A 22,396-nucleotide genomic window follows, 5' to 3' on the forward strand; every position below is an offset into this window, starting at 1 on the left:
TTGGGCTGTTCCATGTAATCCCTTGCTCTGACATACAATTAAAAAAAACAAAGCGAGTAGACAGCCACGGATGAAGCCATCGGATTTAGAAGGTCGCCAATTACCCTCACTGGTCTCGGGACCATTGCGGCTGACGAGAGGCTTGCCGCTAATCCTGACCAAATTCGTTCCACCACGCTCCTCTATACAATTGCTGGAGCGCCCACGACTTCTTCAACTTCTCAATCAAGTTCAGTTATGCCGACTGGGCGTTGTTTGTGCAGGTGCCGGGTTTGGTAAAACCACACTATTGGCACAATGGCATCAGCAAATGATCGCTCAGGGTGAACGTGTTGCCTGGCTTAGCCTTGATGAGGACGATGATGACGTATGGCAGTTTATTCCTTATCTGCTGGAAGCATTGCGCCCACTCGATGCAAACTGGGACGTCGATTTCTGGCGCGACATAGAAGAACAGATGCTCTCCAGCTCCCAGCGGCTGTTGGCCGGGCTGATTAACCAGTTACACACTTGTCCGCACGACCTGTATCTGATTATCGATGACTTTCATGTGATTAATGACCCTGGTGTATATGAAGCCCTGGGTTATTTACTCAGGCATGCCCCTGCTGCCTTACATCTGATAATTGGTAGCCGTTTCCACCCAAGCCTGTCTCTAAGCCAGCTGCAGGCACAGGACCAGTTGGTGGAAATCTATGACAGAGACCTGCAATTCTCGCTCGAAGAAACGAAGAACTATTTTCACCGGACGGTTGCAGTGCCACTCAGCAACCAACATGCGCAGCGGCTACAGGCCGCGACAGAGGGTTGGATCGCAGGCATGAAAATCGCTTCATTGTCTGCTGAATTGCAAAATGATCCAGAGCATCTGCTGCGCAATATCCGTGGAGGAACACGATCCATTGCCCGTTATCTGAAAGAGGTGGTGCTTGATCCGCTTCCGGAGGAGGTGCTCGATTTCCTGCTGAAAACGTCATTCCTCAGTCGGTTAAATGCCGGATTATGTAATGCAGTTACGGGACGTAATGATAGTAAAGCGATGCTGGCATGGATTGAGCGACACAACCTTTTTTTGTCAGCCCTTGACGAACAAGGCTGTTGGTTTCGCTACCACCCTCTGTTGCAGGAAAACCTTCGGGCAATGCTGCAGCAGAACAACGAAATTAACCTCACACAGTTGCATGAACTGGCCAGCCGTTGGTTTGCCGAACAGAGGCTGTGGTCTGAGGCGATACGCCATGCACTCAAAGCGGGAAAGCCAGTTCATAGCTCCAGGCAGGATGGCGCAAGCGCTCAGTCACTGGCAGAAGAAGGTGATATAGAAACGCTTGTTTCCTGGATGCATCACTTACCTGCCAGTTCGGATCCTTCACGCATTGACCTTCAAATTAACCTTGCCTGGGGTCTGGCACATTATTTCCATTTTGATGAATCAAGGCAGTTGCTTGATAATCTGGAACAGATAGTCGTTAATCACCGTGATGATTTACCCCGCAGCACCTGGCACAAATTGCGTGTTGTGCGTGCAATTTGCGAGGCCTTTGCCGAGAACATCCCAGAGAGTCTGGCTATTGTTCAGCCATTGCTGGCCGAAGTGCCTTGTGGAGATACCTGGGTTGATGGTCTGATATGTAATATTCTTAGCTATTGCCATGTTGTTAACCAGCGCTATACCGAAGCTCTGGAGGTTCAACAGCATATGCCCTGTCCAGAAAGCCCTTTAGACAATCTGTTTGTCTCGGTTTACCGCGCTTTTATCATTGCCCAGTGCCACCTTTGTCAGGGTGATCTGGAAAAAGCCGGGTGGTATGCAGAGAAAGCATTGCGACAGGCGGAACGTTATACCGGTACCCAATCGACCAGTGGTGCGACACTGGCGCCACTGCTGGCGGAGATTGCTTACGAATGCAAGAGTCTTGACTCACTCGATAATCTGTTAACTGACAGGCTCGAATTTATCGATCGGTTCAGTCCACCCGACGCGCTATGCCGTTGCTATACCTGTCTTGCGCGTCAGGCCTTAAATGGCAATATGCCGTATGAAGCAGAGCGGTTGCTGGAGCATGCGCAACGACTTGCCGTGTCTCGTGGATGGCAACGGTTACAGGCTATATTGTTAGCAGAACAAGTCAGGGTGCGGCTGCAGCGTGAAGATTTTGCGGGTGCTGAGCAACTGCAACGGCAACTTGAACAACTGGTCACCAACTTCAGTATTGATGCGGAACACCCGTGCCAACGAACTATCGTTCAGTATGCAACCCTCAGCCGCAGCCGCCTTCTTCTGGCTACAGACCAGGCGCCTCAAGCCTGCATTCTACTGGCTGAACTGGTTAGTGATCAGGAAAATCGGGGCGACTGGTTAACTGCGGCGCGCCTGCGTACGCTCTGGTCGTTAGCTTTGTGGAACAGTGGCAAAAGCGCAGATGCCTGCACTATATTTCAGCCTGTTCTGCAATTAGCTGAACAACAGAATCTGAAGCGCATCTTTCTTGATGTTGGGGATGCATTGCAACCTTTGCTTACCTGTATGAACGAATCCTCTTTTACATGCAAAGCGGGAGAAGCAACATACGGTCGCGGGGTTGGCACGGGTGTGCAGGAAGAACAAAGTGAAAGCCATAATGTTCGTTGGGAGCTCAGTGAACGCGAACTTCAGGTATTGCAATTGATAGCCGACGGCCAGATGAACAAAGAAATTGCCCGCTCCCTGACTATTTCTGTGGAGACAGTGAAATGGCACCTCAAGAACATCTACGCCAAGCTCAAAGTCAACAGCCGCACTCAGGCTATGAGCCGGGCGCTGGAAATGAAACTGCTGGGTTAGCTGGGTTAATAGTGTAAACAGATGGAGATAGTTCAATGCCCAGATTTATCCTTCCTGTTGTCGGTGCGTCCGGGTAGCTCGTAACAACAAAAATAAAACCACAAACGCATTAAGATTCAAGAAAATGGACATCACAACCCCAGTTTATCCATCTTCCGACAGATGAACGCACAGCACAAAGTAGCCTGGCAAGATCGCTGACGGCCATTCCCCAGTGCAGTATCAATATGGCGACAGAGCGTCGGGCATAATTTTCATCATGGTTTTATTGGGCTTCTTTACGCATGAGTTATCGTTCTTCATCAGGAATTGCGGCTATGGTGAGTATCGCCCTGACCGGTTGGCGATTTTTGGCGATTGAACAGATAGCTCAATTCGGACTGAGTTCCCCCCAGAGGCCTATTATTTTGCGAAGCTATTTAGTTCCAGTACCTCCAGGGAAATGCTTCTCGAACCTTTCACTTAAGTCTTGCAGGCTAATTTCAGAAAAACGTAACAGGAGTGCCTGTTCAGCCTCTTCCAGCACATTACCCAGAGCCTGATTTACCGCCGCTTCTACGGCACATTCCGGATGTTCATCCCCTCCGCCGATGGCGAAAAGCTGCTTAACCCCCACAGCGTTGTAGATATCAAGCAGACTGATATCCCGCATAGCAACAGCAATACGCCAGCCACCGTGATGGCCTTTTACCGATGTGACAAACCCCGCCTCGCGTAATCCTGCCAGAGTCCGCCTTACAACAGCACTGTTCGTCCCAAGCATCATGGCGATTTGTTCTGAGGTATAGACTTTATCGTGCCGCGCCATATGCAGTAACACATGCAGTGTGCGGGAAAGTTTGTTGTCCTGACGCATATCGACTCTTCTCTTTAATGACACTTATGTATCTTACAATGATACATAAGATTGACAACAACGAATATCATGTGATTTTATAAGTTACATGAAGGATCGCATCGCCTGCAAACAGGAAAATTGCCATCACAGACCTGTAAGGAACCAACAATGCTCTCTGTATTATCTTCAGATTTTTCAGTATGCCTGATGATTGCCCTGTCATCTGCCAGCTTGTCTATGACAATTACGCAAACCGAACTTTTCGCGTCGCTACGCGCATTGGCGGCCAGAAAAAATGGCTTATTAGGGCATCTGTTCAGCTGTTTTTACTGCATGAGCCACTGGATGGTTGCGGCCGGTATGTTGATCTACCACCCGATTCTTTTACACAGCAGCGTCGGCCTGTTCGACTGGATAATGACAGCTTTTATCGTACTGACCATCACCACCTTTATTAATGGCTTATTGTTTAAAGTTTTTCAGGCCGCTATTCGTACTCATGTGATGAAGCATGAAGCACAACAAATACTGAATCCACATAAGTAAATGACAGGTACATATGAATACCAATGACATTTTTAACAGTGAATTCTCCCGCCAGTATGATGCCAATAATTCACGTTTCAGCGCGATTAACGACAACTTACATTTCCTGGTCGCGTTGCTGCTGCGTGATCTCCCCGCTGATGCACGTATACTTTGTGTCGGTGTGGGAACTGGTAACGAAATTATTTACCACGCAGTCAAAAACCATGGCTGGCACTTCACTGGGGTGGATCCCTCTCCCGATATGCTGGAAGTATGCGCCAGTAAACTGGAACAAGCTGAGATAAAAGACCGTTGCACTTTAATAGAAGGATATCTTGATAATATACCGGACAATGTGGCTTATGACGCAGTATTGTGCCTGCTGGTAACGCATTTTATCCAGAAGAGTGACCGGGGAGGCATCTACTGTGAAATAAAAAAGAGATTAAAGACTCGCGGCAGATTGATTGTGGCCGAAATCGCGGGAGATACCACAACGGGTAATTTCGACGAACAATTGTCTGGTTGGGCAGCGCTCCAGGCAATCTCCAGCCCAAACATACCAATGCTTGAGGATCTCAAAACTTTGCTACGAAAAAGGTTGCTTCTATTGCCCCCTGAAAAAACTGAAGAATTAATTCTCAATGCCGGATTTTCGCCACCTCATCATTTCTTTCAATCACTATTAATTCATGCCTGGATAGCTAATACATAACAAGAATGCATGCTTCTGACTCTTGCTATTTTCGTAATCAACCATTCCATATATTATTTTTTATCAAAACGTTGGAGGCAGGGAGTTTACTCGCTTAGTTGCATGTCCACTAATGGTGGGTAGGATCATTCCGGGATATTCAGTCTGACGGACATACATTACTGATGGTGGCGGCAAGAAACTCCATGACGACAGTTGCTGAAGGATCACGTCTTAACTCCGGATAAGCGACCAGCCAGATATCTCTGACAGGAGGGCGCGAATTGACGGCCAGTTTTACCAGGGAACTGTCAGCATCTCCCATAAAGCAGGGTAACGTGACGAGACCCAGGCCGCTTCTGGCGGCCTGTTGCTGTGCCATCAGATCGCTTGCCCTGAATATGACACGCCTTCCTTCCAGCAGTGATTCCAGCCAGTTTTGCTGCGTAACATGTTCAAGAGAGCGCTCATAAGCGATGAATACCCAGTCTTCAGGTGGAGTTTCCAGCCAGGAACGGGAAGCATAAAGGCCAAAATGCATTGTACCAATCCGGCGGACCAGCAAACCGGGGTCATCAGGTCTCGTCAGACGTACGGCTATATCCGCTTCTCCTTTATTCAGTTGAGCATGATGTGATTCGCCTGCCAACGAGAGCGCGATGTCAGGATGGCGTTGAGTGAAACCTGCTATAGCAGGCGCAATCAGCTGTGCAGCCACAGCAGGAGATGCACTGATCCTTAAACTAAACGCAGGTAAAGTTGATAACGATTTTGCCTGTATATGAATCCGGTCTGCGATCCTGTTCATTTCATTCGCTACCGAGGCAATCACTTTTCCCTGTTCAGTAAGGCTGGTTTGCCGGGGTAAACGTTCGGTAAGGCGAAGCCCGAGCGCAGTTTCCAGCGCCGCTATACGGCGGCTTACAGTTGCGTGATCCACATTAAGTTCTTTAGCCGCGGCTGACATGGACCCTTTACGCGCCAGCGCGAGAAAACAATTTAAATCCTGCCAGTCCATCCATTTCCACCTTGTGCATATCCGCACATACATAGAGCTTTTATACCCGTATTTTTCTCCATGTGAACAACTTTATAATTTTCTCACTTAATAGTGAGGACAGTATATGCCAACCGCAATCATTATCAGCCAGCCAGGCGGACCTGAAGTACTCCACGCCACTGAAATAGAAATCAAAGACCCCAGCCCTGATGAAGTTCAGATCCGGCATGAAGTGATAGGCGTTAATTTTGTTGATATTTACTATCGTTCAGGCCTTTATCCTCTGCCCTCTTCGCCTGCTATACCCGGCTTTGAAGGGAGCGGCATAGTGACAGCGGCCGGACATAACGTCCGGGGCTTTGCTCCGGGTGACAGGGTGGCCTATACCGGCAGCCCGATGGGAGCCTATGCCGAAATAAGAAATATCCCGGCCAGTCGCCTTGTCAGAATTCCCCAGAATATCGATATAAGAACAGCCGGAAGCGCTATGTTACGCGGACTTACCGCACATATGCTTCTTCATAAAGTCAGAGATGTCAAAGAGGGCGACTGGATTCTGGTACATTCTGCTGCCGGGGGGCTTGGCCAGATTGTTACACGCTGGGCAACAATGAAAGGCGCACGCGTCATCGGCACAACGGGCTCTGCGGATAAAGTTAAAATTGCGCAGGCAGCAGGAGCAAAAGAGGTTCTCCTTCATACAGACACTGCATGGGCAGATAAGGTACGTGAAATTTCTGATGGTCGTGGCGTACATCTTGCCATTGATGGGATAGGCGGAAGCACGCTCTCTACCACGCTCAGCGTGGTACGCCCGTTTGGCACGGCGGCAAGTCTGGGCCAACCGGCTGGCCCCATTCCTCCGGTCCGCGTTGAAGAACTGGGATTCGCCCGCTCAATCGCACTCATGAGGCCAAGCTCAATGGCTTATGCTGATGACGCAGAACTTTACGCGCAGGGAGCGAGAGACCTTATATCGGCCCTTCAGAACGGACTTATAAACCCTGTCGGGGCACAATATCCACTGACTCATGCCGCTGAGGCACATGCAGACCTTGAAGCTGGGCGCACAACGGGGAGCGTGATACTGACTGTTTAGCGCAGGATGTAATCAGAAATAGAAACACTACCTCTGTAATTTTTATCACCTCATTTCACGAGTTTCATTTTTAATGCTCCGAAGAGATATCAAATACTGATACCTCTTCGGACAAGTACACTAAACTGCCAGCACTGGTCTACATGTTATAATACTCTTCCCCCGTCTATGTATGTTGTATTGATTACTTTCAACCGCGCTACGGGTAAAAGCTAACAACAAAAATGAACATAGCGACCACCGCCACATAAGATCCATTATGTTGAGTACAGCATGATGGGTCGAGGACAATGCCCCTGGCACGGAGGATTCATCAGGTGTTTCAGACTGGGCACCGTCTTTTCCGTCGGGTGATGCCGGTTTCCTGATTTGGTGTAAAGCTGGCGGGATTGTCCAGGGATTGAGATGTGAAAGAAGAATCAAAATGACTGCTGTGTGCCAGGCGTGGACGTCAGATCCGATTAATATATTCAGCGCAATGCCTTTGAGAAACAGACAGCTTCTGTCCTACCTATATATGGACCGTAATTCGCAATACGGATATAGCCGTTTTTCTTGTAGAAATTTACAGCCCGATAGTTGATGTGTCGGGTTTCCAGCCTAAGTTCGGTATATCCCATCTCTTTTGCAGATTTTTCAAGAAATTTGAGTAAAGCGCAGCCAACCCCAGGCACACTTCGGTCTGAAAACATTCTTTTAAGCTCGGCTATATTTTGCGTTAATGGCCGTATAGCACCGCACCCAATAGCGTTGCCTTGAGAATTCTTTGCTAATGCCCATAAGGCCTTGTCATCACTCATTGCGTCAACGGTGAAATTGCTTTTTCCGTTATCACCAGTAATAGCGGCAAGCTCTGCTGATAGCAATTCGATTAGGCGACAGGATTCTGAAGAAAATGGATCTGATTTCTCTACTGTTATCATGGTGATGCCCTGAAGGATAAGTTTGACCAACATAAAGCATCTTGTTATAGAAAGCATCAGCCTAAAACGGGTGATGGGGCAACAAGGTTTCCATACTATCGCGAGGGTATGAAAGTCTATACCTCGCCCGGCCAGCATCACCTGTTGTTCTCAGTAGCTGATGCCAGTATTACAGTACCAGCGTCGCCTCGCGCTGCCAGAAGACCAGCCCCTCTGAGTTCATGTACTGCGGTAAAATGACTAAAGTTTATTAAGCCAGTCAATAATCGCAGCGTTTACGTCATCAGGTCGGTCTTTCATTATCCAGTGACTGGCATGTTCCCAAACGTCTACTTTTGATTTGGGATGTGAGAACCATGGCCGCATCGCTATAGCCTGCTCAACATAACGGCACATGTGGTAAAAAGGAATATTCAGGGACCGCAGCAATGCTTCGCTACCCTGACCTACCCCCACCTGCTCTGGACCAACAAACAGCGGGCCAAAGGATTCGCGGAATGGTGCTTCAGGCATACCAAACATGCGCCGTGAATGCCAGGTCTTAAATGCAGCCGGGGTCGCGGCATCATAGAAATTCTGGATCATTTCGGATGTAACGGATGCGGGATCTTCACGTTGTAAACGTTCTGCCGTTTGCTGGAATAGCGGCGCAAAAGATTGATCAAACCCAAGGCTGCCGTCCACCGAAATGACTGCGTCGACAAGATCAGGTCTTTCCGAAGCAATCCGTGCAGCGATCTGCCCCCCCATAGAATGTCCAATCAGAACCGCTTTTTGTCCCGGCAATGCTTTCTGGATAAGCGAGATGATATCCGCGGCGTAGTGATCTGGCGTATAAGCACCAGAGGGCATAACTTCTGAGCGCCCATGTCCACGAAGATCGACCGCAATCACGCGGTAATGCTGCTCAAGCTCGGGGATCTGCCAGCTCCAGTCATGGGAATCCGCCACCCAACCGTGTAGAAGAATCAGCGCACGCCCATTCCCCGAATCAGTACTGAAAAGCCGTGCTGTCTGCATGTCCTGAGCCAAAGCAGGCTGGGCCCCGGAGCCCTGAGTTGCCTCTGCTGCATTAGCAAAATCACCTGAAAGTCTGCGGTGAGAGAGTTGCACCATCTGGATATCCACCCTATATGTATCATGTTGATACATGAAGATATCCATTATATATTTACTGTCAATTACGCACCTTTAATCGCGTAGATATACATAAGGATACCTGGATGCCGCGTGGATCAGAATTCGGAGTTAGCGATATGTTTTTCGCAGACTGTGCCGCCAGATCGTTCTTCGATCAGGTCGCCAATAAATGGTCGGTAATGATCCTCACCATCCTCGAAGAACGCCCCACCCGTTTCAATGAGATGATGAGACGCTTAGAAGGCATCACTCATAAAGCGCTAACGCAAGCACTTAGACGGCTTCAGCGTAATGGACTGATTACCCGCAGAGTTTTAGCCACTTCCCCCGTTGCAGTTGAATACTCTATAACTGACCTAGGCCGAACCCTGCAGAAACCTTTTTCCGCAGTGTTCGAATGGGCAATCGAGCATTTACAGGATATTGAAAATGCTCGTGTTAAATACGATGAAAGCCAAGTGTAGCGGCATGGACGAAGAACAACTCATCGCCGCTGTCGCCATCACCCATGTCGAGCTGATACTTATCCATCCATTCAGAGAGGGAAACGGGCGCCTGTCGCGACTATTAGCCGACGTGATGGCCGTTCAGGGAGGATACAAACCGCTGGATTATAAAAGTTGGGAGCAAAACAAAACCCAGTATATCTCGGCTATTCATTCAGGCTTATCAATGGACTACGAGCCAATGAGACACTGGGTCAGGGAAGTATTAAGAAGGAATTAAACCGCAAGACGTAAATGAGCAAATTTTTTGCGCGTCGCTTCAAGGGAAGCTTCAATCTTCGCAGAGGACTGCCCAGTTTCAACAGCCGTAGACGTTACTACTGAGCGAACAATGTCGGCACGAGACGGCTTAGCGTAGCTTGCCTGAGTTTTTTTGTTGTTGCTCATCGTTACTCCTGAAAGCAGAATTTGGGCAGACAGTCATCGAACGAACATTATACCAACATTTCCAGGCGAATTAACTCAAGTAACTCAAGGGCGCACTCAATGCCTTGTTCAAGAGCATAAGCGAACCATCCAGGATATCTTACGAAAAAGGAAGCAAAGCAGTTTTATTGCGGTGAGCGAGACGCTATTACGCCAGTCACCTTGCCACTTGTTTTCCTGCCATAAAGACTCCGTTATCATGCTCACCACGCATGCATGAACAGAACAACCCGATTCATGAGATCCAATGAGACAAAGTGAAACTCAATGAGAACAACAAACATCACTAACTCATTAAAATTTAAGAAAATGGACATCACAAACTGATGAGCACACTAGAGAATTTCGACGCCCACACGCCAATGATGCAGCTGTACTCTTTTATCAGTGTTAACCTGTTGAAGTAGAGGAACAAAGAGATTACTGGCTATGTTCTAGTTTACTGGTGGCATACTTTTCTGTGAATGTCGGTGCGATTGGTAGAAGCAGATAACTTACTCTTCTAAGGAGCAAAAAAACCACACATTGGTTATTTACTCACCTCCACTCAATAGATACACTATTTATAAGGATTTACAATAGCATAAGGAAAAAAGAACATGGCTATTCCCGGAAATATGTGGCTCTATGACGATGGTGGAGCACTAATCAAAGGCGGTTGTGATGTTGCAGATAGAGAATTCAGTATTGAGTTTAAAGGGTTTCACCATAATCTCTCCATTCCTACTGATAATGCCACTGGCAAGCCTACCGGCACTCGTCAACACTCACCAATGATCATCGTTAAAGAATTCGACTATTCCAGCCCATACCTCTACAAAGCAGTTGCTACTGGTCAGAACCTGAAATCTGCTGAAATCAAATGGTATAAAATCAGTGATGCCGGTCAGGAAGTGGAATACTTCAATATGCTACTTGAAGGAGTTCGAATCGTATCAATATCTCCTACAATGGCTTCCCCAGAAGACAAGAACAACAATCACCTTGAATCTATTGAGTTAAGGTATGAGAAGATCACCTGGAAGCATTGTGATGGGAATATAATTTTCACAGATGCCTGGAATGAGCGACAAACAGCATAAGGTGATCGAATGGATACGACAGAAGAACTAAACGGAACCTATTTCTACCACGGACAATCCAACCTCTCGGCCGGTGAGCTTTTTGATGTAATTTTCCTTGAGCAATTTTGTGACGAGCTTGGCATAAGTATTGGATCAGGTGCTGCTATCCTCGCCGGGCAACCTTGGCTAAAAACCAGAACAAAACCAGGAGAGGCAATTAAAGGAACAAGCGTCGTTTCTAAATATGGAAGGATGCTTCTGCGAAATGCAAAAACTCCATTTGGTATTAGGGTTCCTACACCTGTTGGTGTGAGAATGAGAAAAACGAATAGTCTTGCTGCTGTTATAGCTCGTTATGTTCCTTGGTTAGGTTGGATAGGCCTTGTAAACTCAATTTATCAAGTATCAAGGAAAACTAAGGAAAAATATAACCTGATAGCACGCCCTAAAGACCGTATACAATGGACATACTTTTAATGAAAAGTATTCAAGATCAGGTTTTAGACTTGTTTAAAGAGGAGATTTCAACCAGCTTAGATAAAAATTGGGAAGAAATCCCATTGGAACTTGATTATGATTTATTTGATGCTCCCGGTGATGACCTGCATGAAGCTTTAAATAAATTCGAAAAAAAGTTTAATGTTGATCTTTCCAGTGTTAAATGGTCGTATTATTTTCCTTGGGAGAATACCCCATTGCTAACACGGTGGTTTAAAGTAAAGCGGAAAGATATAGAGAGAACTCGTAAACCCTTAACCGTCAAAATGTTTGCTGAATCAGCGAAAGCGGGAAAATGGCTTTATGACTGATCAGGTAATAGTGTTATTGTTTATAACATAGAAAATATACATGAAAGCTTATGTCTACTCCCCTTAAAATGAGACAGCTATAATTAGATTTTCTGCTTTAACATTTGCAGAGGTCCAAAGGCTGTGATTGATGCGATTCAGTCCGTTCTGGCTGACTCGCCTCAGGCGGGTTTCTGGAAATGCTATTACCGTCTCAGATTTAAGGGGTCATCTTCAATCATAAATGTGTCTGTCGCGTCTATTGTTGCCCAGGCCTGAACCTCAAACGCAAAATAAAAAAAACGTTGCCAAAACGTGAGAGTAAGCCGTTATCTGTTGTAAATCAGTCGGATATTCAGTGGACACTGGATTATATGCATGATGCACTTTATTGCGGTAACCGATTCAGAACAGTGAATATTATTGATGAAGGAACCCGTGAATGCCTGATTCGTGGAGTTTAATACAGGCAGCGGCGAGAGCAGTGAGGCACCGATTTTCACCAATATCGGCTTTATCTTTGTCACCTGGCGTCACCATTTCTATCGCGTTAAACGCCAGTCACCTTGCCACTTGTTTTCCTGCCATAAAGACTCCGTTATCATGCTCACCACGCATGCATGAACAGAACAACCCGATTCATGAGATCCAATGAGACATAGTGAAATTCAATGAGAACAACAAATATCACTAACTCATTAAAATTTAAGAAAATGGACATCATAAACTGATGAGCACACTAGAGAATTTCGACGCCCACACACCAATGATGCAGCAGTACCTGCGCCTGAAGGCACAGCATCCGGAGATCTTGCTGTTTTACCGGATGGGCGATTTTTACGAGTTGTTTTACGACGACGCCAAACGGGCTTCCCAGTTACTGGATATTTCCCTGACCAAACGCGGAGCTTCCGCAGGGGAACCTATCCCCATGGCGGGAGTGCCGCATCATGCGGTCGAAAACTACCTGGCAAAGCTGGTTAACCTTGGTGAATCTGTCGCTATTTGTGAACAAATTGGCGACCCGGCAACCACTAAAGGCCCGGTGGAGCGCAAAGTGGTGCGTATCGTCACGCCAGGAACCATCAGTGATGAAGCTTTACTACAAGAGCGGCAGGATAACCTGCTGGCGGCTATCTGGCAGGACAGCAAAGGTTTTGGCTATGCCACGCTGGATATCAGCTCTGGCCGGTTTCGCCTTTCTGAACCGGAAGATGCGGAAGATATGGCCGCCGAACTGCAGCGCACCAACCCCGCAGAATTACTCTATGCGGAAGATTTTGCCGATATGCGCCTGGTTGAACACCGCCGGGGGTTGCGCCGCCGCCCGTTATGGGAATTTGAAATTGATACCGCTCGCCAGCAACTGAATCTGCAATTCGGCACCCGCGATTTAACTGGCTTTGGCGTGGAACAGGCACACCGTGGCCTGTGCGCCGCAGGTTGCCTGTTGCAGTATGTGAAAGACACTCAGCGCACTGCACTGCCCCATATCCGTGGTATCACCATGGAGCGCCAGCAGGATGGCATTATTATGGATGCCGCCACGCGCCGTAACCTGGAAATCACCCTCAACCTGGCAGGCGGGACCGACAACACGGTTGCCGCCGTGCTGGATGGCACCGTTACACCAATGGGCAGCCGCATGCTAAAACGCTGGCTGCATATGCCGGTGCGCGATACCAGTGTGCTGAGCCGCCGCCAACAGGCTATCAGTGCATTACAAGATTTAACCAGCGAGCTACAGCCCATTTTGCGCCAGGTCGGTGATCTGGAGCGTATTCTGGCCCGCCTTGCGCTGCGCACGGCCCGCCCGCGCGACCTGGCAAGAATGCGCCATGCTTTCCAGCAACTGCCACTACTGCGCGATGTGCTGGCGGAAGTGGATGCGCCTGCCGTTCAGCGCCTGCGTGAAACCTGTGGCGAATTTAGCGAACTGCGCGAGTTACTGGAGCGCGCCATTATTGAAAGCCCACCAGTGCTGGTACGTGACGGTGGTGTTATTGCTCCAGGTTACCATGAAGAGCTGGATGAATGGCGCGCACTGGCAGATGGTGCAACGGATTACCTCGACAAACTGGAAATCCGCGAGCGGGAAAAACTGGGTATTGACACCCTGAAAGTCGGGTTTAATGCTGTGCATGGCTACTATATTCAGGTAAGCCGTGGGCAGAGCCACATGGTGCCAATTAACTATGTGCGCCGCCAGACCCTGAAAAACGCTGAGCGCTATATTATTCCTGAACTGAAAGAGTACGAAGACAAAGTACTCACCTCCAAAGGGAAAGCGCTGGCGCTGGAAAAACAGCTCTACGATGAACTGTTCGACAAATTGCTACCACACCTTGAAGCACTGCAAAACAGCGCGGCGGCGCTGGCGGAGCTGGATGTGCTGGCAAACCTGGCTGAACGGGCCCTGCGCTATAACTATGTCTGCCCGACACTTACCGATAAACCCGGTATTGCAATACAGGGCGGTCGCCACCCGGTAGTGGAGCAAGTATTAAGTGACCCGTTTATTGCCAACCCACTGAATCTGTCGCCACAACGGCGGATGCTTATTATTACCGGCCCGAACATGGGCGGTAAAAGTACCTATATGCGCCAGGCCGCTCTGATTGTGCTGATGGCTTATATTGGCAGCTTTGTGCCGGCAGAAAGCGCAGAAATTGGCCCGGTCGACCGCATTTTCACGCGTGTTGGTGCGGCGGATGACCTGGCTTCAGGGCGCTCTACTTTCATGGTTGAAATGACAGAAACCGCCAACATTCTGCATAATGCCACAGCGCAAAGCCTGGTGTTGATGGATGAAATTGGCCGGGGTACTTCAACTTATGATGGACTGTCTCTGGCCTGGGCCTGTGCCGAAAACCTCGCGAACCGCATTAAAGCGCTGACGCTATTCGCCACCCACTATTTTGAGCTGACAACGCTGCCAGAAAAAATGGAAGGGGTTGCCAACGTGCATCTCGATGCCCTTGAGCACGGTGACACCATCGCGTTTATGCACAGCGTGCAGGATGGTGCGGCGAGCAAAAGCTACGGGCTGGCGGTTGCGGCACTGGCTGGCGTACCGAAAGATGTGATTAAACGCGCGCGCCAGAAGCTGCGTGAACTGGAAAGCTTGTCTGGCAATGCTGCAGCAAGCCAGGTTGACGGCACGCAGATGTCGTTGCTGGCTGCCTCTGAAGAACCCAGCCCCGCGGTTGAAGCACTGGAAAATCTCGACCCGGACAGCCTGACGCCTCGCCAGGCGCTGGAGTGGATCTACCGGCTGAAGTCACTGGTTTAACGCTGTATAAAACGCCCCGGACGGGGCGTTTCAGATTGATGAAAAAGAAGGAAAAAGCGTGGTTTTTCCTTCTTTTTAGTTAGCAGCCGAAAATCAATAAATTGATTTTCCTGGTTTTTATTGGGTGACATCCTCTCGTTCTGTGCGGACATGAGGTTTGTCATCAGACTCAAACGCCCCATTTGGGGCGTTTTATATTACCACTCAGGCCAGGTAATTAACGCTGGCCTTCCGGCAACAAAGGCGGAATAGTGGGTACCTGCGGCGCATTATCAATATCGGCCTGGGTCATCATAAACGCCTCGGGGTAATGCTCCCGGCTGGTGCGGCGCAGCGGTTCTGTATCCCGCCAGGTGTACAGGCAATGCTGGCACTGGTGCACTGTCCAGACACCTTTTACCGGTGATGTTGCCAGCACTTCAATATGTTCATCAGCACAACGTGGGCAAATCATAGCGCTTCTCCTTTTTTCCGGTTAGCCAGCATGGCAGTCAGTTTTTCAACCCACAGTGCCGTTTCTGGTAAATCTTTTACTGGCTGGCTGTAATGGCCGCGGTTATCCGGTGCAACCGGAGTGGTGGCATCAATGATAAGCTTGTCGGTGATCCCCGCAGGGCTTGAGCCCGGATCCAGTTCCAGTACCGACATATTCGGTAGCTGCACCAGATCGCCTGCCGCATTCACTTTGGATGAGAGCGCCCACATCACCTGTGGCAGATCGAACGGATCAACGTCTTCGTCCACCATAATCACCATTTTTACGTAACCCAGACCATGTGGCGTTGTCATCGCCCGCAGGCCAACCGCTCTGGCAAATCCACCATAACGTTTTTTGGTGGAGATGATGGCGAGCAAACCATGGGTGTACATGGCGTTAACCGCCTGCACTTCAGGGAATTCCGCTTTCAGTTGCTGGTACAGTGGCACGCAGGTTGCCGGGCCGATCAGGTAGTCAATTTCGGTCCACGGCATCCCCAGATAGAGAGATTCAAAAATCGGTTTGGTACGGTAAGATACTTTATCAATGCGCACTACGGTCATGTTGCGCCCACCGGAATAGTGGCCGGTAAACTCACCAAACGGGCCTTCAATTTCCCGTTTGCGCCCTTCTATCACGCCTTCCAGAATCACTTCTGAACCCCAGGGCACATCAAAGCCAGTCAGCGGTGCTGTGGAGATTGGGTAAGGAGACTCGCGCAATGCGCCAGCCATTTCATATTCAGACTGGTCATATTTAAGTGGCGTTGCCCCCATCAGGGTAATCACCGGGTCGTTACCCAGTGTAATGGCAACAGGCAGGTCTTCACCACGTTCTTCGGCTTTATGTAAATGCAGGGCTATATCATGCATCGGTACCGGTTGCAGGCCCAGCTTACGCTTGCCTTTTACTTCCATCCGGTAAATACCGACGTTTTGTTTACCAAAGTGTTCCGGGTCCTGTGGATCGCGCGAAACAACGCAGGCTTTATCCAGGTAGAACCCGCCGTCACCATCATTCAGGCGAAATAACGGCAGAATATCAAACAGATTGATGTCTTCTCCGTCTACGCTGTTTTCAGCCCAGGGCGGGTTATCGCGGCGTTCCGGGGCTACCGGGAACGTATCCCAGCGGCGAATAAACTCATCCACCTGTTGTTTAAGCGGGGTGTTTGGCGGCATACCAATAGAAATAGCATGGTTCTGCCAGGAGCCAATGGTATTCATTACTACACGGGCATCTGTAAAACCCGCAATATTATCAAACCACAGCGCTGGGGCACCTTCACCAATACGCCCGGTTGCGTTAGCGGCAGCAGCAATATCCGGTTCCGGCATCACTTGCTCTTCAATTTTCAGTAACTGCCCTTGTTCATCCAGCGCACGTAAAAAGCTGCGCAAATCATCAAACGCCATATGCGTCTCCTGTTAACAATACATTGTTCGCACACGAACATTATGGATAAAGTAATATATCGCGCCAAAGAAGAGCAACGTAAAGCACAGCGATCGCGTCAAAAGCGCACAAAACGTTCACCTGTGTAAAAGTATGAGCCAGGTGAAAAATTGCAGGTATGATAACGATGGATGCTTTTATCTTCATGCCAAATGGGTTCAGGATGCATTTACACCAGGAAACATTTCACCTTTTACGCCTGCTATTTCAGCAACATACAGCCAGGTGGCAACATACTTTTCCCGAACTGACCAAGCCGCAGTATTCAGTGTTGCGGGCAGTGGCGGAACATCCGGGTATTGAGCAGGCGCGCCTGACTGAAGCGGCTGTGTGTACCAAGGCGACACTGGCAGAAATGTTGAGCAGGATGGAGAAAAAAGGCTGGGTCAGCCGGGCTTGCGACCTGGCGGATAAACGGCGGCGGTTTGTTTCACTGACACCGGACGGGCAGGCACTGCTCACCCTCAGCCAGTCCAGAGCAACGACTGTGGACCAGGCGTTTTTAACCCGGTTAAACCAGCAAGAACAGCAGGCATTTAACGCAATGATTGAAAAAATGCTGGAGCCGGACGGCAACGCTCAGACATAAAAAAAGCCAGTCATACGACTGGCTTTTTCGGCGGAAAAAGTATTATTCCTGGAACAGAGCCTCAATATTCAGACCCTGTGTTTGCAGGATCTCCCTGAGGCGACGCAGGCCCTCAACCTGAATCTGGCGTACACGCTCGCGTGTCAAACCAATTTCATGGCCAACATCTTCCAGTGTGGCAGCTTCATAGCCCAGCAAACCAAAACGGCGCGCCAGCACTTCACGTTGCTTCGCATTGAGTTCAAACAACCACTTCACGATGCTGTGTTTCATATCATCATCTTGTGTGGTGTCTTCCGGGCCGTTGTCTTTTTCATCGGCCAGGATATCAAGCAACGCTTTTTCCGAATCACCACCCAATGGGGTATCCACTGAGGTGATGCGTTCGTTGAGCCGCAACATACGGCTGACGTCATCTACCGGTTTATCCAGTTGTTCCGCTATTTCTTCTGCGCTGGGCTCATGATCCAGCTTATGAGAAAGTTCACGGGCTGTGCGCAGATAGACGTTCAGCTCTTTAACAATATGGATTGGCAAACGAATCGTACGCGTTTGATTCATGATCGCACGCTCGATAGTTTGACGGATCCACCAGGTTGCATAAGTTGAGAAACGGAACCCTCTTTCCGGATCGAATTTCTCAACTGCGCGGATCAGGCCGAGGTTTCCTTCCTCAATGAGATCCAGCAATGCCAGACCTCGGTTGCCATAACGCCGCGCTATTTTCACCACCAGACGAAGGTTACTTTCTATCATCCGACGGCGCGAAGCTACATCACCACGCAATGCCCGGCGTGCGAAATGCACCTCTTCTTCAGCAGTCAGCAGAGGTGAGTAACCAATCTCACCAAGATAGAGCTGTGTTGCATCGAGCACACGTTGAGTGGCACCTTGCGACAACAACTCTTCCTCTGCCAGCTCTGTATCACCGGGTTCCTCTTCCACAAAGGCCTTTTCATCAAAGGTCTCTGCTCCATTCTCATCAAATTCCGCATCTTCACTTACTTCATGAACCTTCAGCGTATTCTGACTCATCTTAAGGTGCCTCCTACCCGTGATCCCTGGGCAAAGCACCTGTTACAACGTACTTTGCCGGTTTATCGCTGCGGTAAATAACGCAGCGGGTTGACGGATTTCCCCTTGTAACGAATTTCAAAATGCAAACGTGTAGAACTGGTTCCGGTGCTACCCATAGTAGCTATTTTCTGCCCCGCGTTGACTTCTTGTTGCTCCCGAACCAGCATAGTATCGTTATGAGCGTAGGCACTCAGGTAATCATCGTTATGTTTTATAATGATAAGATTCCCGTAACCGCGCAGTGCGTTACCGGCATAGACAACGCGCCCGGGGGCGGTTGCATAGATAGCCTGGCCACGCGAACCTGCAATATCAATACCTTTATTACCGCCATCGGCAGCAGAAAAGTTTTCGATAATCTTGCCATCAGTAGGCCAGCGCCATGATGAAATCGGCGAACTGCTTGACGTACTGCTGACAGTCGGTTCGGGAGTACTAACAACCGGCGCGGTAGTCGTCGTCGTGGCTGTTACTGCACCCGTTGACGGACGGTTACCAGGCAACATCTTGTTAGCACTTTGTTCACCTGAATTTTCAGAATACGTAATTGTCGGTTGCGTTGCAACCACCGCGCCTGAATTTTGTGCAGGTTTAGTTATCAGCCCCTGAGCACTGGCATCTGCGGTCGTAATCGCATTACCGCCAGTAATTGGCGCGCCTGAACCATTGCCCACTTGCAGCGTTTGCCCGACATGCAATCCATAAGGAGCCGGAATATTATTACGCTGCGCCAGGTCCCGGAAATCGTTCCCTGTCAGCCAGGCAATATAGAACAATGTATCGCCACGTCTGACGGTATAGGTTTGGCCGGAATAGCTGCCTTTGGGAATAGAATCATAATGGCGTTCATAAACAATTTTGCCATTCACGGTGCGCACTGGCTGTGACGGTGGCTGCTGTACTGCAACGGTGTGAGTCTGTCTTGTTTGTACCGGATGTACAGGTTGTATTTGCGGTCGTTGAACCGGCGCAGAGGTGTTTGGTGTAATTAACATCCCGCTACTGGTACTGGGCGCAGACGATGAGCCGCCACCATTGACGGAACTGATCGGAGCCTGGTTATGGTTATTACTGGAACAACCGGCAAGCCACAGGCTAACCAGTGAAAGCGCCGCAACACGGCGTAAGGTGAAATGTGGGCTTCCCGCGCTCATTTATCCCCCAAAAAATAAGAAAACAGTCAAATCAGAGCCGTAGAGGTCATCCACACTTCGGCCTGCCTTACAATACGCCCGCCCCGCGGAAAAAATACGGGGATAAATCTGGATTCAGGACAGTTCACCTTTTACCAGCGGTACAAAGCGTACTGCTTCTATTGTTTCGATAACAAAATCTGCACCCCGGCGACGAACCCGCTTAAGCAGTTGTTGTTCATCACCTACCGGCAAAACCAGTACGCCACCTTCATCTAACTGGGAAAGCAACGCAACGGGTATTTCTGGTGGTGCGGCGGTCACGATAATGGCATCAAAAGGTGCCCGTGCACGCCAACCCTGCCAGCCATCGCCATGTCGTGTTGAAACATTATGTAAATCAAGTTGTTTCAGACGACGCCTGGCATGCCACTGTAAGCTTTTAATGCGCTCAACGGAACAAACATGCTGCACCAGATGCGCCAGAATAGCTGTTTGATACCCGGAGCCTGTCCCCACTTCCAGTACGCGGGACTCTGGCGACAGCTCCAGCAACTCTGTCATGCGGGCAACCATATAAGGTTGCGAAATAGTCTGACCGGAACCAATAGGTAAAGCAACGTTATCCCAGGCTTTGTGTTCAAACGCTTCATCGACAAATTTCTCCCTGGGTACGCTGGCTAAAGCCTCGAGCACATGCTCATCGCTGATACCCTGCATACGTAACTGCTTAAGAAGAGTTTGTACGCGATTGCTTACCATTGGTTCTCCACTCCTGCCCGGGATAACCACCCGGAAACAACATCATGCGCGTTGTAAGCCGTTAAATCCACCTGTAACGGCGTGACAGAAACGTAGCCTGCATCCACTGCCGCGAAATCAGTATCCGGCCCGGCATCGCATTTTTCCCCCGGTGGACCTATCCAGTAAACCGGGTTACCGCGCGGGTCCTGCTGAACAATGACCTGGTCTGCCGGATGGCGACTGCCGCAGCGGGTAATACGTATGCCTTTTATCTGTTCAATGGGCAGGTCTGGTACATTAATATTCAGGATGCGACTGGTGCGCAACGGTTCTTGTGTCAACGCACGCAAAATCGCGCAGGTCACTTTTGCCGCCGTTTCATAGTGCGTGAGGCCATTGAGTGATACCGCCAGAGCCGGGAACCCCAAATGGCGCCCTTCCATAGCAGCAGCAACCGTTCCCGAATAAATGACATCATCGCCCAGGTTCGGCCCGGCGTTAATGCCAGAAACAACGATATCCGGGCGTGGACGCATCAGCGCATTCACCCCCAGATAAACACAGTCAGTTGGTGTGCCCATTTGTACAGCAATGTCACCACCAGGCAAATTCAGCGCCCGAAGTGGGGTTTCCAGCGTGAGAGAATTGGATGCCCCACTCCGGTTGCGGTCAGGAGCAACAACCTGAACAGTGGCAAATTCCCGCAGTGCTTTAGCCAGTGCCTGGATCCCCGGCGCGTGAACGCCATCGTCATTACTCAGCAATATGCGCATAGTCATCGGGTTGGTTAATCAGTTCCCTTACAACACTGGTGGCAAAACTTCCGGCCGGGAGCCAGAAAGTCAGGGCGACAGTGGCCTCATCCCACCAGTCCCAGCGTAATTCTTTAGGAAACAGCAAAATAGCACGGCGCGCGGCATCAACACGCTCCTGAACCAACAGCGCCTGTAAATCCGGCTCACTGGCAATCGCAGCCTGTTCCGCCGCCAGCGCACTCCCCTGAGTCCCCCAGTCCCCACGGCCGGGTAATGTGGCGGTGATCCACAAATCGCCCTCATTTACCCGCTGCTGTAAGTCCGCTAACTCATCAGCCGTAGCAACAAACCAGCTTCCGCTTCCCGCTAATTGTAGCGCGTCTCCTTCAACAACCTGATTAAATTCTGGTTTTTTCAGACGTTCGCTGGCAACCTGATTAAATAACGCACTACGGGCTGCTGACAAGGCAAAACTGCGTTTATTTCGGTCACGGGGTGGGGTTTGCTGGCTGAACCAGCGGCGCGCCATTTCCAGGTTACTGCCATTAATGCCGAAACGCTGAGCACCAAAGTAATTAGGTACACCTGTTTGCCGGATGGCCTGCAGGCGTGTTTCGACATCCTCACGATTAGTAACATTTCGCAATACTACCCGGAAGTGATTACCTTTGAGATAACCTGTGCGTAATTTACGGCGATGACGGCTGGCTTCAAGCACCGTACACCCTTCCAGCTCAAAGGCGCGCAAATCCGGCATTGTTTTGCCTGGCAGACGGACGCAGAACCACTGCTCTGCAACAGCATGCTTATCCTTTTGCCCGGCAAAACTCACTTCACGCCCATGTACTTTTAGGTATTTAGCCAGTGCATCCGCGACAAAGCGCGTATTGCAGCCTTCTTTGCGGATGCGCACTAACAGGTGTTCACCTTCGCCATCTGGCTCAAACCCCAGGTCTTCGATGACCACAAAGTCTTCCGGGCTGGCTTTTAATGTGCCGTTACCCGCGGGTTTACCATAACGCCAGCACAGTGGTGCCATTATC

General features: G+C 49.6%; 24 protein-coding genes and 3 pseudogenes. 14 read left to right on the plus strand and 13 right to left on the minus strand.

What is annotated here, in order from left to right:
• Window positions 1–70: 70 nt before the first annotated feature.
• Window positions 71–2,824, plus strand: coding sequence for a LuxR C-terminal-related transcriptional regulator (locus A9B99_RS21020; RefSeq protein WP_064600963.1), 2,754 nt, complete (start codon window positions 71–73; stop codon window positions 2,822–2,824).
• Between the two features lie 139 nt (window positions 2,825–2,963).
• Here A9B99_RS21020 and A9B99_RS24330 read toward each other — a convergent pair.
• Window positions 2,964–3,110: pseudogene (locus A9B99_RS24330) on the minus strand (IS630 family transposase); the annotation flags it as partial.
• Between the two features lie 129 nt (window positions 3,111–3,239).
• Window positions 3,240–3,680 carry an RrF2 family transcriptional regulator gene (locus A9B99_RS21025; RefSeq protein ID WP_064600965.1) on the minus strand — a complete coding sequence of 147 codons (441 nt, stop codon included), beginning with the start codon at window positions 3,678–3,680 and terminating at the stop codon, window positions 3,240–3,242.
• A gap of 150 nt (window positions 3,681–3,830) precedes the next feature.
• On the opposite strand from A9B99_RS21025, the gene A9B99_RS21030 reads away from it, so the two are divergent.
• Together A9B99_RS21030 and A9B99_RS21035 are read left to right on the plus strand one after the other, a co-directional pair.
• Window positions 3,831–4,208 (plus strand): hypothetical protein, encoded by a 378-nt coding sequence (locus A9B99_RS21030; protein WP_064600967.1) that lies wholly within the window; start codon window positions 3,831–3,833, stop codon window positions 4,206–4,208.
• A 13-nt stretch (window positions 4,209–4,221) separates the two neighbouring features.
• Entirely contained in the window at window positions 4,222–4,905 is a 684-nt protein-coding gene (locus tag A9B99_RS21035; RefSeq protein WP_064600968.1) for a class I SAM-dependent methyltransferase, read from the plus strand.
• Between the two features lie 139 nt (window positions 4,906–5,044).
• Here A9B99_RS21035 and A9B99_RS21040 read toward each other — a convergent pair whose 3' ends face one another.
• On the minus strand, window positions 5,045–5,902 hold the full coding sequence (locus tag A9B99_RS21040) for a LysR family transcriptional regulator (RefSeq protein ID WP_064600970.1): 858 nt from the start codon (window positions 5,900–5,902) through the stop codon (window positions 5,045–5,047).
• A gap of 106 nt (window positions 5,903–6,008) precedes the next feature.
• On the opposite strand from A9B99_RS21040, the gene A9B99_RS21045 reads away from it, so the two are divergent.
• The gene (locus tag A9B99_RS21045) at window positions 6,009–6,983 is read left to right on the plus strand and encodes a quinone oxidoreductase family protein (protein ID WP_064600973.1); all 975 of its coding nucleotides are present in this window, start codon (window positions 6,009–6,011) and stop codon (window positions 6,981–6,983) included.
• A gap of 470 nt (window positions 6,984–7,453) precedes the next feature.
• On the opposite strand, the gene A9B99_RS21050 is transcribed toward A9B99_RS21045, so the two are convergent.
• Together A9B99_RS21050 and A9B99_RS21055 are read right to left on the minus strand one after the other, a co-directional pair.
• Window positions 7,454–7,939 (minus strand): GNAT family N-acetyltransferase, encoded by a 486-nt coding sequence (locus A9B99_RS21050; protein ID WP_064601036.1) that lies wholly within the window; start codon window positions 7,937–7,939, stop codon window positions 7,454–7,456.
• 207 nt (window positions 7,940–8,146) lie between these two features.
• Window positions 8,147–9,058, minus strand: coding sequence for an alpha/beta fold hydrolase (locus A9B99_RS21055; RefSeq protein WP_197499303.1), 912 nt, complete (start codon window positions 9,056–9,058; stop codon window positions 8,147–8,149).
• Between the two features lie 71 nt (window positions 9,059–9,129).
• Between A9B99_RS21055 and A9B99_RS21060 the strand changes: the two genes are divergently transcribed.
• Window positions 9,130–9,510, plus strand: coding sequence for a winged helix-turn-helix transcriptional regulator (locus tag A9B99_RS21060; protein ID WP_156519115.1), 381 nt, complete (start codon window positions 9,130–9,132; stop codon window positions 9,508–9,510).
• Window positions 9,506–9,772 (plus strand): annotated as a pseudogene (locus A9B99_RS21065) (Fic family protein); the annotation flags it as partial. The gene A9B99_RS21060 and the pseudogene A9B99_RS21065, both read left to right, overlap by 5 nt.
• On the opposite strand, the gene A9B99_RS24085 reads toward A9B99_RS21065, so the two are convergent.
• Complete coding sequence (locus A9B99_RS24085) at window positions 9,769–9,939, minus strand: hypothetical protein (RefSeq protein ID WP_197499304.1); 171 nt, start codon at window positions 9,937–9,939, stop codon at window positions 9,769–9,771. The pseudogene A9B99_RS21065 and the gene A9B99_RS24085 overlap by 4 nt on opposite strands.
• 638 nt (window positions 9,940–10,577) lie before the next feature.
• On the opposite strand from A9B99_RS24085, the gene A9B99_RS21070 reads away from it, so the two are divergent.
• From A9B99_RS21070 to mutS, 6 genes and pseudogenes are all read left to right on the plus strand, one after another.
• The gene (locus A9B99_RS21070) at window positions 10,578–11,060 is read left to right on the plus strand and encodes an Hcp family type VI secretion system effector (RefSeq protein ID WP_064600975.1); all 483 of its coding nucleotides are present in this window, start codon (window positions 10,578–10,580) and stop codon (window positions 11,058–11,060) included.
• Between the two features lie 9 nt (window positions 11,061–11,069).
• Complete coding sequence (locus A9B99_RS21075) at window positions 11,070–11,519, plus strand: STM2901 family protein (RefSeq protein ID WP_064600977.1); 450 nt, start codon at window positions 11,070–11,072, stop codon at window positions 11,517–11,519.
• Complete coding sequence (locus A9B99_RS21080; RefSeq protein ID WP_064600979.1) at window positions 11,504–11,851, plus strand: DUF1493 family protein; 348 nt, start codon at window positions 11,504–11,506, stop codon at window positions 11,849–11,851. Before A9B99_RS21075 ends, A9B99_RS21080 begins: the two co-directional genes overlap by 16 nt.
• Window positions 11,852–11,968: 117 nt before the next feature.
• Window positions 11,969–12,279, plus strand: a pseudogene (locus tag A9B99_RS23470) (IS3 family transposase); the annotation flags it as partial.
• A 4-nt stretch (window positions 12,280–12,283) separates the two neighbouring features.
• Window positions 12,284–12,454 carry a hypothetical protein gene (locus tag A9B99_RS23975; RefSeq protein ID WP_156519116.1) on the plus strand — a complete coding sequence of 57 codons (171 nt, stop codon included), beginning with the start codon at window positions 12,284–12,286 and terminating at the stop codon, window positions 12,452–12,454.
• 106 nt (window positions 12,455–12,560) lie between these two features.
• Window positions 12,561–15,122 (plus strand): DNA mismatch repair protein MutS, encoded by a 2,562-nt coding sequence (gene mutS / locus A9B99_RS21085; RefSeq protein ID WP_064600982.1) that lies wholly within the window; start codon window positions 12,561–12,563, stop codon window positions 15,120–15,122.
• 217 nt (window positions 15,123–15,339) lie between these two features.
• On the opposite strand, the gene A9B99_RS21090 is transcribed toward mutS, so the two are convergent.
• Window positions 15,340–15,576: a non-oxidative hydroxyarylic acid decarboxylases subunit D gene (locus tag A9B99_RS21090; RefSeq protein WP_064600984.1), complete on the minus strand. Its 237-nt coding sequence runs from the start codon at window positions 15,574–15,576 to the stop codon at window positions 15,340–15,342.
• Window positions 15,573–17,015 carry a non-oxidative hydroxyarylic acid decarboxylases subunit C gene (locus A9B99_RS21095; RefSeq protein WP_064600986.1) on the minus strand — a complete coding sequence of 481 codons (1,443 nt, stop codon included), beginning with the start codon at window positions 17,013–17,015 and terminating at the stop codon, window positions 15,573–15,575. The genes A9B99_RS21090 and A9B99_RS21095 overlap by 4 nt, the downstream gene beginning before the upstream one ends.
• 203 nt (window positions 17,016–17,218) lie before the next feature.
• Here A9B99_RS21095 and A9B99_RS21100 point away from each other — a divergent pair, with 203 nt between their 5' ends.
• Complete coding sequence (locus tag A9B99_RS21100) at window positions 17,219–17,644, plus strand: MarR family winged helix-turn-helix transcriptional regulator (protein WP_064601043.1); 426 nt, start codon at window positions 17,219–17,221, stop codon at window positions 17,642–17,644.
• A 42-nt stretch (window positions 17,645–17,686) separates the two neighbouring features.
• On the opposite strand, the gene rpoS is transcribed toward A9B99_RS21100, so the two are convergent.
• Window positions 17,687–18,679: an RNA polymerase sigma factor RpoS gene (gene rpoS, locus A9B99_RS21105; protein WP_064600988.1), complete on the minus strand. Its 993-nt coding sequence runs from the start codon at window positions 18,677–18,679 to the stop codon at window positions 17,687–17,689.
• A gap of 62 nt (window positions 18,680–18,741) precedes the next feature.
• Window positions 18,742–19,815, minus strand: a complete 1,074-nt coding sequence (gene nlpD / locus A9B99_RS21110) for a murein hydrolase activator NlpD (RefSeq protein WP_231889230.1) — start codon at window positions 19,813–19,815, stop codon at window positions 18,742–18,744.
• On the opposite strand from nlpD, the gene A9B99_RS24335 reads away from it, so the two are divergent.
• Complete coding sequence (locus A9B99_RS24335; RefSeq protein ID WP_231889231.1) at window positions 19,724–19,918, plus strand: hypothetical protein; 195 nt, start codon at window positions 19,724–19,726, stop codon at window positions 19,916–19,918. The two genes, nlpD and A9B99_RS24335, sit on opposite strands and share 92 nt — an antisense overlap.
• Window positions 19,919–19,989: 71 nt before the next feature.
• On the opposite strand, the gene A9B99_RS21115 is transcribed toward A9B99_RS24335, so the two are convergent.
• From A9B99_RS21115 to truD, 3 genes are read right to left on the minus strand one after another with little or no spacing between them, the layout of a single operon-like run.
• The gene (locus tag A9B99_RS21115; RefSeq protein ID WP_064600991.1) at window positions 19,990–20,616 is read right to left on the minus strand and encodes a protein-L-isoaspartate(D-aspartate) O-methyltransferase; all 627 of its coding nucleotides are present in this window, start codon (window positions 20,614–20,616) and stop codon (window positions 19,990–19,992) included.
• Window positions 20,610–21,371, minus strand: a complete 762-nt coding sequence (surE, locus tag A9B99_RS21120; RefSeq protein ID WP_064600992.1) for a 5'/3'-nucleotidase SurE — start codon at window positions 21,369–21,371, stop codon at window positions 20,610–20,612. Before surE ends, A9B99_RS21115 begins: the two co-directional genes overlap by 7 nt.
• Entirely contained in the window at window positions 21,352–22,392 is a 1,041-nt protein-coding gene (gene truD, locus A9B99_RS21125; RefSeq protein WP_156519118.1) for a tRNA pseudouridine(13) synthase TruD, read from the minus strand. Before truD ends, surE begins: the two co-directional genes overlap by 20 nt.
• Window positions 22,393–22,396: the final 4 nt, after the last annotated feature.

The organism is Mangrovibacter phragmitis, from assembly GCF_001655675.1.
Classification (GTDB): Bacteria; Pseudomonadota; Gammaproteobacteria; order Enterobacterales; family Enterobacteriaceae; genus Mangrovibacter; species Mangrovibacter phragmitis.